The sequence below is a fragment of the Roseibium aggregatum genome, from assembly GCF_014692675.1.
Taxonomy (GTDB): domain Bacteria; phylum Pseudomonadota; class Alphaproteobacteria; order Rhizobiales; family Stappiaceae; genus Roseibium; species Roseibium aggregatum_C.
On record NZ_JABFCZ010000008.1, the window covers coordinates 83,925 to 97,058 of the forward strand.

Genomic DNA, 13,134 nt, shown 5'->3' on the forward strand with positions numbered 1-13,134 from the left:
GACCGTTGGTAATAAGACCCGCATGAGCGTTAAAGAAACTTCATTGCTGACCCGTCCCGGCCGGGATGCGGGGGCCGCCTTGCGCTGGGGCGCGCGGGGCACCGCTGGCGCCACCATCGCAGCCGGGCTCAAGTTCGAGAACGTCTATCACGCCTACGACGGCAATGAATCCATCGCCGGCCTGTCCCTGGAAATCGCGCCCGGCGAGGTGTTGTGCCTTCTGGGCCATTCCGGCTGCGGCAAAACAACGCTGATGCGCATCGCTGCCGGCGTCGAGCGCCAGGCGTCCGGACGGGTCCTGATCAACGGACGTGAAGTCTCCGGTGCGGGTGGTTTCGTTCCGCCGGAAAGGCGCGGCGTTGGCCTGATGTTTCAGGACTATGCGCTTTTTCCGCATATGACCATTCTCGATAACGTTATGTTCGGACTGACGAATTTGCCGCGCGAAGCGGCAAAGCGCGAGGCTCTCGCGTCCCTTGCCCGGGTCGGGCTCGAGGGTTATGCGGGCGATTATCCGCATGCGCTTTCAGGTGGCGAACAGCAGCGGGTGGCGCTGGCACGCGCCATCGCCCCGCGGCCCGGCGTTCTGTTGATGGACGAGCCGTTTTCCGGGCTTGACCGGCGCCTGCGTGACAACGTGCGTGAGGAAACGCTTGCCATTTTGCGCGAGACGCGCGCGACCTGCATCATCGTCACCCACGACCCGGAAGAGGCCATGCGCATGGGCGATCGCATCGCCCTGATGCGCCGGGGCCGTCTGGTTCAGCACGGTACGGCCGACGACCTTTACAACAATCCGGAAAGTATCTTTGTCGCGAGGTTCTTCTCCGAGGTGAATCAGTTTACCGGCACCGTGGCGGACGGCGGCGTCGATACGCCACTCGGCCTGCTGCCCGGTTCGGGCTACAATACCGGTGTAAAAGTGGACGCCGGTCAGAAAGTGGATGTCTGTGTTCGTCCCCAGGGAATTCTGGTGGGTAATCCGGAGGAGGGGGGCGTTGTCGGCCGGATTTCCAGCAGGCGGTTCGTCGGAGAAGTCGATCTCCTGTCAATCGTTGTGGATGGTCTGGACGACCCGGTACACGCACGGGTACGTGCCGGCGGCGGGTACAGGGCGGGAATGGATGTGGGTTTGACCACAGATCCCAAAGATGTGCTTGTATTTCCCGCCGAGGATTGACATCTGTCAGAATAGAAACCCGCCGGTTAAGCACTTCGGGCATTCATCGAAAGATGAAGCGTTGTCCGTGTTGCGGCTGGTGTGGAATTTTGCCATAAGGGCACTCCGGCCATAGGGCCGCGCAACTGGGAGTTTGGCGTATGAGCATTGGTTTTTGGCAGATCCTGATCATCGCGGTGATCGTTATCCTGCTGTTTGGACGCGGCAAGATATCCGATCTGATGGGCGATGTTGCCAAGGGGATCAAGAGCTTCAAGAAGGGCATGGCCGAGGACGATACCGCTGACGCTGCGAAGACCATCGATCATCAGCCGTCCGAGACCGTTTCGGCTGAAAAGACCGAAGATCAGTCCAAGGCGAGCTGATCCAAGTCCGCGTTTCCTGGCTTGAATGGCGGATTTTAGATGTTTGATATCGGATGGACTGAACTGCTGGTGATTGCCTGCGTGGCGATTATCGTGGTCGGTCCCAAAGACCTCCCGCGGATGCTGCGTACCCTTGGCCAGACAATCGGCAAGGTTCGGCGCATGTCACGCGAATTTCAGTCGACCTTCAACGATGCTCTGCGTGAAGCCGAGCAGCAGGCCGATATATCCGACATGAAGAAACAGGTCGAGGAGGCCGGTAACTTCAATCCGCTCGGCGATCTGAAGAAATCGATCGAAGACGACAAGGCCGCGTCTCAGGCAAAGGTCGACGCGGCAAACAAGGCTGCCAGCGAACCTCAGCCGTGGATGCCGAAGGACGAGGCGCCTGCCGAAAAGGCCGAGGCACCCGCCGAGGCGAAGGCTGCAGCCAAAGCCAGGGCGTCCGCCAAGGCATCGGCCGGGACCAAGGCCGGAAGCGCCCCTGCATCGAAAACTCCTGCTGAGGCGAAAACCCAGACTTCCGCTAAAGCAAAGGCGCCGGCCAAGGCTCCCGCAAAGGCCAAGGCCCCAGCCAAGTCTACGGCAAAGGCCAAGGCTCCTGCCAAATCGACGGCAAAGGCCAAACCGGCACGGGAAGACACCAAGGCATGAGCCAGGAAGATATCGAAGCGTCGAAGGCGCCCCTGATCGAGCATCTGATCGAACTGCGGCAGCGGCTGATGTGGTCCATCGTGGCCGTCGTCGTGATGTTCATCATCTGCTTTTATTTCGCGACCGATATCTACAACATCCTGACGGTGCCCTATCTGCGCGCCGCAGGGCCGGATGCGCATGTGGAGATGATCTACACCGCGCCGCAGGAATGGTTTTTCACCCAGATGAAGCTGGCGCTGTTCGGCGCCCTGTTCCTTGCCTTTCCGGTGATTGCGTCGCAGATCTACATGTTCGTCGCGCCCGGCCTCTACAAGAACGAGCGTTCCGCGTTCCTGCCGTTCCTTGTCGCCACGCCGATCCTGTTTCTGATCGGCGCCTGCCTGGTCTATTTCCTGGTCATGCCCATGGCCATGAAGTTTTTCCTGTCGATGGAACAGGCCGGCGCCACGGGCAAGGTCGCGATCCATCATCTGGCCAAGGTGAGCGAGTACCTCGGCCTGATCATGATCCTGATTTTCGCCTTTGGACTGGTGTTCCAGCTGCCGGTGGTGCTGACCCTGCTCGGACGGGCCGGGATCGTCACGGCCGACGGGCTGAGGTCCAAGCGCAAATATGCAATTGTCGCCGCCTTTGCGGCCGCGGCCATCCTCACGCCGCCAGATCCGATCTCACAGATCGGTCTTGCGCTCCCGACCTTGCTTCTCTACGAAGTCTCCATCATTTCTGTCCGGCTTGCCGAAAAGAAACGTGCGGAGCTCGAAGCGGAACGGGAGGCCGGAGAAGAGGCCTGAGGTTCCCCGTCTTCCCGCACAGTTCGTCAGGCCGCCAACCCAGGTTTGACCCTCAAGCGCTGTCCGGGAAGCACGATGTTCGATATCAGATGGATCAGGGAAAACAGCGAAGCCTTCGACAAGGCTTTGGCACGCCGCGGCTATGAAGCCTCTGCCGAAAAGCTGATTGCGCTCGACGATGCGCGCCGGTCCCATATTTCCCGCCTGCAGGAAGCCCAGGAGCGCCGGAACGCCGCCTCCAAGGAAATCGGCAAGGCAAAGGCGAGCGGCGACGAGGCCGCTGCCCAGGCCCTGATCGATGAGGTTGCCAAGATCAAGTCCTTCATCCAGGAGGGTGAAGAGGAGGAACGCCGCCTGATCGCCGATCTGGAAGCCGCCATGGCGGTTATCCCCAACTTGCCGCTCGATGACGTGCCGGACGGGGAAGATGAGGCGGACAACGTCGAGTTCAAGACATGGGGCGAAAAGCCGGCCTTCGACTTCGAGCCGAAGGAACATTTCGAGCTGGGCGAGGCCCAGGGCGGCATGGATTTCGCAACCGCGGCAAAGCTCTCCGGCTCGCGTTTCGTGCTCCTGAAAGGGCAGATCGCGCGCCTTGAACGGGCCATCGGCCAGTTCATGCTGGACGTGCACACCGGTGAGAACGGCTACACGGAAGTGTCGCCGCCGCTTCTGGTGCACGGCTCCGCGCTGTACGGTACCGGTCAGCTGCCGAAGTTCGAGGAAGACCTGTTCAAGACCGGCGGCGAACACTACCTGATTCCGACCGCGGAAGTGCCGCTGACCAACATGGTCACCGGTGAGATCCTGGCCGAGGAAGAGCTGCCTCTGCGCGTCACCGCGCTCACCTATTGTTTCCGCTCCGAAGCAGGCTCCGCCGGCCGCGACACAAGGGGCATGCTGCGCCAGCACCAGTTCATGAAATGCGAGCTGGTTTCCGTCACCGCGCCCGACCAGTCGCTCGAAGAACTCGAGCGCATGCTGGCCTGTGCGGAGAAAGTCCTGGAACTGCTTGGCCTGCATTACCGCGTCATGACGCTTTGTACCGGCGACATGGGCTTCGGCGCCCGCAAGACCTACGACATCGAGGTCTGGTTGCCGGGGCAGGATACCTACCGCGAAATCTCGTCCTGTTCCGTTTGCGGCGATTTCCAGGCCCGGCGCATGAATGCCCGCTACCGGGTCAAGGACAGCAAGCAGCTTGGTCATGTGCACACGCTGAACGGCTCCGGTGTCGCCGTTGGCCGGGCGCTGATCGCGGTTATGGAAAACTACCAGAACGCCGACGGGTCGGTCACGGTGCCGGAAGTTCTGCGTCCTTACATGAACGGCCTGGAAAAGATCGGTTAAAAGGTAGCCATGCGTATTCTCATTACAAATGACGACGGCATTCACTCGCCGGGACTGGCCGCGCTCGAGCGGATCGCGCTGACGCTTTCCAACGACGTCTGGGTGGTGGCGCCGGAGACCGACCAGAGCGGTGTCGCCCACTCGCTGACGCTGAGTGAGCCGCTGCGCCTGCGCAAGATCGACGACCGCCACTACGCGCTCAGGGGCACGCCGACCGACTGTGTCATCATGGGCGTGCGCAACGTTCTGCCCGGCCTGCCGGACCTGGTGCTGTCCGGCATCAACAAGGGCCAGAACCTGGCGGAAGACGTCACCTATTCCGGGACGGTTGCCGGAGCCATGGAAGGAGCGATCCTCGGCATTCGGTCCATTGCGGTATCCCAGGCCTACAGCTGGGATGTCAGCAGCGAACCCAATTACATGACCGCCGAAACCCATGCGCCGGACCTGTTCCGCAAGCTGATCGACTTTCCGCTCGCCCAGTACACGCTGCTCAACGTCAACTTCCCCGCCTTCGGGCCTGAGAACGTCAAGGGCGTAAAGGTGACGGTCCAGGGACATCACGAGCAAAGCGGACTGATCATCGACGAGCGCAGGGACGGTCGCGGCTATCCCTATTATTGGCTCGGTTTCCGGGACCGCGGCCCCTCCGTCCTCGGCAATTCCGATCTTCAGGCGGTCGCCGACGGCTATATTTCGGTCACGCCGTTGCGGATCGATCTGACCGCACATGATATGGTTGAAGGACTGGCAAGGGATTTGGGATAGATTCGAAAGGGGAGGCGGAGCGCATCATGACAGATCATCCGGGTTCGATCGTTCCCGAAGATGCGACCGCCGTTTCCCTTGATGAGGCCGAGGCCCGGGCCGGTCTGGTTCTTGCGCTGCGCGGGCGCGGTATCGGTGACCGGTCCCTGCTGTCCGCCATCGAACGCCTGCCGCGCCGGCTGTTTCTGTCCGCCCGCTATCACCGGCTGGCCTATGAAGATGCCTCGATCCCGATTGAATGCGGCCAGACGGTTTCAGCGCCCTCCTATGTTGCCCGTGTGGTCCAGGCATTGGGCCTGACCCGGGACCACCGGGTTCTGGAGGTCGGGACCGGTTCCGGCTATCAGACCGCCGTGCTGGGGCATCTGGCCGGCGAAGTCGACAGCATCGACCGCTACAAGACCCTGGTGGAGCTGGCGACGCAAAGGGCGGCGGCGCTCAAGCTGAAGAATGTGCGTATCCACCATGCGGACGGACTTGGCGGATTGAAAGAAAGAGCTCCGTTTGACCGGATCGTTCTGACCGGGGCCGTTCCCGATGTTCCGGAAGTCCTGATCAGCCAACTGGCACCCGAAGGCATTCTGATCGCACCTGTCGGCGAACCGGGCAAGCCGCAAGCCCTGACCAGGATCCTGCGCGGAGCGGCTGGAGATGACTATCAGGAGATCGATCGCGTTCGCCTGGTGTCGTTGACGCAAGGCCGTGCCGACCGGCTGTAGCAAAGCGCGAATAGATCGCAATATTCACCGTGCTGAATGGGAAGAATGCGTTGCAGTGGTTGTTCGGTTAAGCGCGCAATCCAATCAATGGCTCCGGATCTCGCATTTCCTCCCCATTCGTGAATATTGGGTGCAATTTAAGTCGGTATCTTAGCTCTTTATAAACCTTACTGGTTTCTACTCTTAACCATAACCTTCATGTCTATCGGTTTGAGTAGAACTATGAAAAAGCGGAAGCGTATCGTCCGCAGCGGCCGGGTCCTCAAGGTCGCTCTCGTTTCAGTGGCAGCCGGGATCCTTGCCGGATGCAGCGCCGATGTCGAGCGCTTCGGCGAAGCCCCGATTTATACCGGCGGGACGAACAATCAGCGTGCCATTCTGAGCGGCGGGACCAAGCAGCCGACCTACCAGGATATCGTGAACGGCCCCGGAGGGACCGAACGGGGCCTGCCGCCCGCGGCGTCCCAGCCGACCTATACGGGCTCGGTGACCAAACGCAGCGCCGTGGAACGGGCGAGCCTGCCGTCCTCAAAACCGCAGATCGTGAAAAGCCAGCAGTCCCGGCCGGTCGAAACCATGCCTGCGCCGGAGGTTGCCTCTTCCGGTGCCGTGCGGTGGAAGAACTGGACGTCCGCCGGCGGGACAAGGGTGACCGTTCGCGAAGGAGATACGGTCGACACCATATCCCGCCGCTACGGTGTGCCGGTCGAAGCGATTGCAGCCGTCAACGGCATCGAATATCCGGGCCAGGTCAAACCCGGCCAGTCCCTGCTGATCCCGACCTATGTCCATCCGGCAACGGCGTCGGTCAATACAACGGGGAAGACCGCCAGCCGGCCGCTTTATACCGGGTCGGTCCGTCCGACTGCGCCGGTTGGCGGCGATACGCCGTCTCCGGACCGCAAACCCGTTCACCAGCCGAGCTTCGCCGAAGTGCGTTCCGGCAAGACATCCGACACGGGCCCCATTCACGTTGCCGCCTTGCCGAAGCGCAAGCCGGTGACGACGACCGGATCGGTGCGCACCGCGTCTGTCCAGAGCGTCAGCGGCAATGTGCCGGTGCCGCCGGAAATGCCGGCCCATAACAGCAATTCCTCGACGCCGCGGGTCGCGGTCATCACCACCGAAAAGGGTGACGAGGCGAGGCCGACCGCGCCGATCAAGCCGCAGCAGCAGGTCGCCAGCGTCGAAAAGAGCGATGGCAGCGGGCCGCTGTTCCGCTGGCCGGTGCGCGGCCGGATCATTTCGGACTTCGGCTCCAAGCCGGGCGGAACCCGCAACGAGGGCGTCAACCTGGCGGTTCCTGAGGGAACGCCGGTGAAGGCAGCCGGAAGCGGGACCGTGATCTATGCCGGCAACGAACTGAAGGGCTTCGGCAATCTGGTTCTGCTGCGCCATGCGGATGGTTGGGTGTCGGCCTATGCGCACAACAGCAAGCTGAATGTGAAGCGCGGCGACAAGGTGTCGAGAGGCGAGGTGATCGCCAATGCCGGGGCGACCGGTTCGGTGTCCCAGCCGCAGGTCCATTTCGAACTGCGCAAGGGAAACAAACCCGTCGACCCGATCCAGTATCTGCCGAAAAGCTGAAGCCGACCGGGTTTCCCGGTGCCATGAACGAAGAAGCCCGGCCAGGCGCGCCGGGCTTTTTTTGTTTCGTCGGATCAGTCCAGGGTCTGGCCGAGACGGCCGGCAAGATCCTGAATGAACTGGAAAGCGACGCGGCCGGAGCGGCTGCCGCGTGTGGTGGCCCATTCCAGGGCTTCGGCCCGCAGCCGGTCTGCTTCGAGTTTCAGGCCGTAATGGGCCACATAGCCGTTCACCATGTCCAGATAATCGTCCTGGCTGCACTTGTGGAAACCGAGCCACAGGCCGAACCGGTCGGACAGCGATACCTTTTCCTCGACCGCCTCGGCCGGATTGATCGCGGTGGACCGCTCATTTTCGATCATGTCGCGCGGCAGGAGATGGCGCCGGTTGGACGTGGCGTAAAAGATCACATTGTCCGGCCGTCCTTCGATACCGCCTTCCAGCACCGCCTTCAGGGACTTGTAGGACGTGTCGTCCTGGTCGAAGCTCAGGTCGTCGCAGAAGATGATGAAGCGGTAGGGCGTGTCGCGCACCATCTTCATCAGGAGCGGCAGGCTTTCGATATCCTCCCGGTGAATTTCCACCAGTTTCAGGATGTTGGAGCCCAGTTCTGTGTTGATCGCGGCCTGTGCGGCCTTGACCAGCGACGATTTGCCCATGCCGCGCGCGCCCCACAAAAGCGCGTTGTTGGCCGGCAGGCCTTTGGCGAAGCGCCGGGTGTTGTCCAGCAGAAGGTCGCGCAGGCGCGAAACGGCGCAAAGCAGGGTGATATCGACCCGGTTCACCCTGGTCACGGGAACAAGCTCGCCCGGGTGAGGGGACCAGACAAAGGCTTCGGCTGCGTCGAAATCGGCCGGGCGGGGCGCCGCCGGCACGGCCCGTTCAATCAGGCCGATCAGGGTATCGAGTTTTTCGTTCAAGCGTGATAGGTCGCTTCCGTCAGACATCTGGTCTTGTAACCCTTTGCAATGGGGACCATTTCAGCCCCTGTGTGTGCGTGGCAAAGGACTATCATGGCTGGCGGTAACCGAAAACGCCGGATATTCCGGTTTCGGTACGCCGGATCCCGGTTCAATCCCTTGAAAACCGGAGCGCCGTCGTTATAGTCCGCGCCACTGGAATTGAGGCTTTCTTTCCGGAAACCGTTCAACGGGATCCGGAAGATGGAGCCGCCCTTAGGAGAGATTAATGTTCATCACCCCAGCCTATGCGCAGACCGGATCTCCCATGAGCCCGGATTTTCTCATGTCTCTGCTGCCTTTCGTGCTGATCTTCGCGATCATGTATTTCCTGATCATCCGCCCGCAGCGGCAGCGCATGAAGCAGCATCAGGACATGGTGGCAAACCTTCGCCGCGGCGACACGGTCGTCACGTCCGGCGGCCTGATCGGCAAGGTTTCCAAGGTCGTCGATGACAACGAACTGCAGGTGGAATTGGGCGAAGGCGTGAAAGTGCGCATCGTTCGGTCGATGGTTCAGGAAGTACGCTCCAAGTCGGAGCCGGCGAAGGACGGCGCCTGAGGCGCCGTCATTTTTAATCACCGTCTCACTTTGCCCGGCCGATGCTGCAGGCCGGGTAGCCCGGAAAGGGCCTTTGAACAGGCCCCAGCTTAGGCTCAAGTCATGCTATACTTCGCTCGCTGGAAGATCGCGCTGATTGCCGTTGTGATCGCCATAGGCGCCCTTACGACGCTGCCGAACTTCTTTTCTGCCAAGACACTGGAGAGCTGGCCCGGTTTTCTGCCGAAGAACAAGATGGTTCTCGGCCTCGACCTTCAGGGCGGCGCCTATCTTCTCTACGAGATCGACAAGCAGGACTACATGCAGAAGCGTCTGAAGACGCTGGTCGGTGAAATTCGCACGGCACTTCGCGAGCAGCCGCGCATCGGTTACACCGGATTGGGCATTCAGGGCGACAGCGCCCAGGTTCGCATCCGCGACCTGACCAAGCTGGACGAGGCGCGCAAGCGCCTTGACGGGCTGAGGAACCCGCTGGTCAATTCCCTGTTCGGCGGACAGCAGGTGTATGAATTCGCACTGTCCGTATCCGACGACGGCCTGGCCCGCTTCACCTATACCGAGGAAGGCCTCGCCGACAGGATGCAGTCGATCGTCGAACAGTCGATCGAAGTGATCCGCCGCCGCGTCGACGAACTGGGAACCACGGAACCCAACATCCAGCGCCAGGGATCGGACCGGATCCTGGTTGAGGCGCCCGGTGAAAGCGATCCGCAGCGGCTGAAGGATCTGATCGGCCAGACGGCGCAGCTCACCTTCCATATGGTCGACACCTCCATGTCCGCCGAACAGGCCCTGCAGGGCCGCCCGCCGGTCGGCACGATCATCCTGAATTCGGTCGATGACCCGCCCATTCCCTATCTGCTTGAGGAAAATCCGCTGCTGAGCGGCGAGGACCTCGTCGATGCGCAGGTCAGCTTCGATCAGCGCACCAACGAGCCGGTCGTGAATTTCCGCTTCAATACCGCCGGCGCGCGCAAGTTCTCGATCGTCACCCAGCAGAACGTCGGCAAGCCGTTTGCCATCGTTCTGGACGACGCGGTGATCTCCGCGCCGGTCATTCGCGAACCGATTACCGGCGGGTCCGGCCAGATCTCCGGCAACTTCACTGTCGAGGGCGCCAACGACCTGGCGGTTCTGCTTCGCGCCGGTGCGCTGCCGGCCAAGCTGACCGTCATCGAGGAACGCTCGATCGGTCCGGGGCTCGGCGCCGATTCCATCGAAGCCGGCAAGCTCGCCTCGCTGATCGCGGGCGCCGCGGTGGTCATCTTCATGGTGCTCGCGTACGGACGCTTCGGCGTGATCGCGGATATCGCGCTTGGCGCCAACGTGATCCTGATCTTCGGTGCGCTGACGGTGCTGCAGGCGACGCTGACCCTGCCGGGCATCGCCGGGATCGTACTGACGATCGGTATGGCGGTGGACGCCAACGTGCTGATCTTCGAGCGTATTCGCGAGGAGGCGCGGGCAGGGCGCTCCGCCATCTCGGCGATCGATGCCGGCTACAAGCGGGCATTGGGCACCATCATGGACGCCAACATCACGACCCTGATTGCGGCCCTGATCCTGTTCCAGCTCGGTTCCGGCCCGGTCAAGGGCTTCGCTGTGACGCTCGCCATCGGTATCTTCACCACGGTGTTTTCCGCCTTCACCTTCAGTCGCTTGCTCGTCTCCCTCTGGGTGCGGACGCGCCGGCCGTCGAAACTGCCGATCTGATCCGGGAGAAGAAAAATGGCATTGCTCAGACTTATTCCGGACGACACCAAGTTCCGCTTCATGTGGTTGCGGAAGGTCAGTTTTCCGCTTTCGATCGTGCTCGCGATCGCATCGGTGACGCTGTTCTTCACGGTCGGCCTCAATTTCGGTATCGATTTCAAGGGCGGTACGATCATTGAACTGAAGACCGACGGTCCCGCCGATATCGGGGGGATCCGGTCGGAACTCGGGGCCCTGAACCTGGGCGACGTTCAGGTGCAGCAGTTCGGCGCCGATGACGAGGTTCTCGTCCGGATCGAGGAACAATCCGGCGGCGAACTGGCCCAGCAGTCGGTGGTCGCAAAGATCAAGGCTGCCTTCGAGGGCCAGAAGATCGAATTCCGCCGCACGGAAGTGGTCGGTCCGCGCGTTTCCGGCGAACTGGCGCGTGCAGGTATAATGGCTGTCGCGGCGGCACTGCTTGCGATCCTGGTCTACATCTGGTTCCGGTTCGAATGGCAGTTCGCCATCGGCGCGATCCTGACGACCGCCAACGATGTGCTCGTCACCATCGGCCTGTTCGTCATCCTGCAGCTGGATTTCTCGCTGTCGAGTATCGCGGCGGTGTTGACCATCATCGGTTATTCGCTGAACGATACGGTGGTCGTCTACGACCGTATTCGCGAGAACCTGCGGCGCTACAAGAAGATAACGCTGACCGAACTGCTCGACCGCTCGATCAACGAAACCCTGTCGCGGACGACACTGACATCGTTCACCACCTTGCTGGCGCTGATCGCGCTGTGGATCTTCGGCGGCGAGGTGATCCGGTCCTTCACGCTGGCCATGATCTTCGGCATCGTGATCGGTACCTATTCGTCGATCTTCCTTGCGGCACCCTTCCTGATCCTGTTCAACCTGCGCGGTGACGGCAAGACGCCGGGCGGCGAGGATGCGTCGGAGCCGGATGTCGACGCGGAAGCGGCAGCCTGATCTTCGGGCGAGGGACAAATGGAAGTCCGCGATGCGCATTTTCCGGGACGGGCCCCGCTGGACGCCTATGGCGACGGCGGGTTCCGTTTCGCGAACATGTCCCACCGCGGGTCGCTCTTGTGCGTTCCAAGCGGGATCTACGGCTGGAACCTGACCGATCCGTCGCAGTTCGATGCGACTGCCTTCGAGCGGGTGTTCGAGGAGCACGACGACATTGAAGTGCTTCTGATCGGCACCGGGAAAGACTTGCGGCCTTTGCCTGAAGAGCTGAAGGCGGCCTTCCGGGAGGCTGGTATCCTGGCCGATCCCATGTCGACCGGCGCGGCGGTGAGAACCTACAACGTGCTTTTGTCCGAGGACCGGGCGGTTGCCGCAGCGCTTCTGGCTGTGGACTAACCGCGGTGCTAGATCGACAGACATCCAATCGGAAGCGATTGGATGTCTAAAGTTGATTGCTTTCAAAGTATTAGAGCATCTTTACTGCGTTCAATTGAACGCAGGATGCTCCAGAACCATATGATCCCTCATGAGTTCCGATTTCGACCATGCCCGCGATCTGGTTTACGAAACCGACCGCGATCGCTACCTGACCGCCCTGTTCGCGGACGCAGAAGACCGGCCCGGTCTGCTGGCGCTTTATGCCTTCAACGCCGAAATTTCACGGGTGCGCGACATGGTCAGTGATCCGCTGCCGGGCGAGGTCCGGCTGCAATGGTGGCGCGATTATCTTGAGGGCGTGGAGCACGGAACCGCATCGGCCAATCCCGTTGCCGCCGCATTGGGAGAAACGATCGAAAGGTATCGCCTGCCCGGAGAGCCCCTGATTGCGATGACGGAGGCAAGGATCTTCGATCTTTACGACGATCCCATGCCGAACCTGAACGATCTGGAAGGCTATGCGGGGGAGACGTCTTCAGCCCTGATCCAGCTCGGCAGTCTGATCTTGAACCGTGGAGAAGATCCGGGAACGGCCGCCATTGCCGGTCATGCCGGCGTTGCCTATGCACTTGCAGGCCTGATGCGGTCGCTGCCATGGCATGCGGCGCGGGGCCAGATGTATCTGCCGACGGATCTTCTGGACCGGCATGGCGTGGATCCGCAGACCGTCTTCAGGGGCGAAGCCACGAACGAATTGCGCTCGGCATTGGCGGAATTACGGTCCCATGTGCGCCATCACCTGGAACGGGTCCGGCAGCAGGTCGGGGATATTCCGCCCCATGTCGCCCCGGCCTTTTTGCCCGTCGCCCTGGTGGAGCCGTTTCTGAAGCGCATGGAAAAGCCGGGACATGATCCGTTGCGCGAACCGGTGCGCATGTCCCAGCTCCGCCGGCAATGGATCCTGTGGCGCGCAGCCCGCAAATCCGGCGCCGTGATCTCCCGCTAACCCCTACGCCCTCAGCGGACTTGGGCGCACGTAACCGACTATTCAACCTTCCCTGATAGGCTCCTCCTGATTTCGGGAAGGGAAGCGGGCATCCTTGTCCGCCAGGGTATTGTTGGTGATGGCCGGT

At 61.5% G+C, this 13,134-nt stretch carries 14 protein-coding genes; 13 read left to right on the forward strand and 1 reads right to left on the reverse strand.

Annotated elements, in window-relative coordinates; translation table 11 throughout:
* The first annotated feature begins 22 nt into the window (after window positions 1–22).
* From HK439_RS08475 to HK439_RS08510, 8 genes are all read left to right on the forward strand, one after another.
* Window positions 23–1,180 carry an ABC transporter ATP-binding protein gene (locus HK439_RS08475; protein WP_190290969.1) on the forward strand — a complete coding sequence of 386 codons (1,158 nt, stop codon included), beginning with the start codon at window positions 23–25 and terminating at the stop codon, window positions 1,178–1,180.
* 140 nt (window positions 1,181–1,320) lie between these two features.
* Window positions 1,321–1,545: a twin-arginine translocase TatA/TatE family subunit gene (locus HK439_RS08480; RefSeq protein ID WP_190290970.1), complete on the forward strand. Its 225-nt coding sequence runs from the start codon at window positions 1,321–1,323 to the stop codon at window positions 1,543–1,545.
* Between the two features lie 39 nt (window positions 1,546–1,584).
* Complete coding sequence (tatB, locus tag HK439_RS08485) at window positions 1,585–2,199, forward strand: Sec-independent protein translocase protein TatB (RefSeq protein ID WP_190290971.1); 615 nt, start codon at window positions 1,585–1,587, stop codon at window positions 2,197–2,199.
* The gene (tatC, locus tag HK439_RS08490) at window positions 2,196–2,993 is read left to right on the forward strand and encodes a twin-arginine translocase subunit TatC (RefSeq protein WP_190290972.1); all 798 of its coding nucleotides are present in this window, start codon (window positions 2,196–2,198) and stop codon (window positions 2,991–2,993) included. Before tatB ends, tatC begins: the two co-directional genes overlap by 4 nt.
* Window positions 2,994–3,068: 75 nt before the next feature.
* Window positions 3,069–4,343, forward strand: coding sequence for a serine--tRNA ligase (gene serS, locus HK439_RS08495; RefSeq protein WP_190290973.1), 1,275 nt, complete (start codon window positions 3,069–3,071; stop codon window positions 4,341–4,343).
* A gap of 9 nt (window positions 4,344–4,352) precedes the next feature.
* Entirely contained in the window at window positions 4,353–5,111 is a 759-nt protein-coding gene (gene surE, locus HK439_RS08500) for a 5'/3'-nucleotidase SurE (RefSeq protein ID WP_190290974.1), read from the forward strand.
* 26 nt (window positions 5,112–5,137) lie between these two features.
* Window positions 5,138–5,830: a protein-L-isoaspartate(D-aspartate) O-methyltransferase gene (locus tag HK439_RS08505; protein ID WP_190290975.1), complete on the forward strand. Its 693-nt coding sequence runs from the start codon at window positions 5,138–5,140 to the stop codon at window positions 5,828–5,830.
* 222 nt (window positions 5,831–6,052) lie between these two features.
* Window positions 6,053–7,417: a M23 family metallopeptidase gene (locus HK439_RS08510; protein WP_190290976.1), complete on the forward strand. Its 1,365-nt coding sequence runs from the start codon at window positions 6,053–6,055 to the stop codon at window positions 7,415–7,417.
* Window positions 7,418–7,491: 74 nt separating this feature from the next.
* Here the strand turns inward: HK439_RS08510 and HK439_RS08515 are convergent, their stop codons facing one another.
* Window positions 7,492–8,364 carry an ATP-binding protein gene (locus HK439_RS08515; protein WP_190290977.1) on the reverse strand — a complete coding sequence of 291 codons (873 nt, stop codon included), beginning with the start codon at window positions 8,362–8,364 and terminating at the stop codon, window positions 7,492–7,494.
* Between the two features lie 241 nt (window positions 8,365–8,605).
* Between HK439_RS08515 and yajC the strand changes: the two genes are divergently transcribed.
* The 5 genes from yajC (at window position 8,606) to HK439_RS08540 (ending at window position 13,007) form a co-directional block, all read left to right on the forward strand.
* Window positions 8,606–8,938, forward strand: coding sequence for a preprotein translocase subunit YajC (gene yajC, locus HK439_RS08520; RefSeq protein ID WP_190290978.1), 333 nt, complete (start codon window positions 8,606–8,608; stop codon window positions 8,936–8,938).
* Window positions 8,939–9,040: 102 nt separating this feature from the next.
* Window positions 9,041–10,651 (forward strand): protein translocase subunit SecD, encoded by a 1,611-nt coding sequence (secD, locus tag HK439_RS26855; RefSeq protein WP_190290979.1) that lies wholly within the window; start codon window positions 9,041–9,043, stop codon window positions 10,649–10,651.
* 15 nt (window positions 10,652–10,666) lie between these two features.
* A complete protein-coding gene (secF, locus tag HK439_RS26860) occupies window positions 10,667–11,623 on the forward strand; it encodes a protein translocase subunit SecF (protein ID WP_190290980.1) in 957 nt (318 codons plus the stop codon).
* 18 nt (window positions 11,624–11,641) lie between these two features.
* Complete coding sequence (locus tag HK439_RS08535; protein ID WP_190290981.1) at window positions 11,642–12,019, forward strand: Mth938-like domain-containing protein; 378 nt, start codon at window positions 11,642–11,644, stop codon at window positions 12,017–12,019.
* A 130-nt stretch (window positions 12,020–12,149) separates the two neighbouring features.
* On the forward strand, window positions 12,150–13,007 hold the full coding sequence (locus HK439_RS08540; protein ID WP_190290982.1) for a phytoene/squalene synthase family protein: 858 nt from the start codon (window positions 12,150–12,152) through the stop codon (window positions 13,005–13,007).
* The last annotated feature ends 127 nt before the right edge of the window (window positions 13,008–13,134 follow it).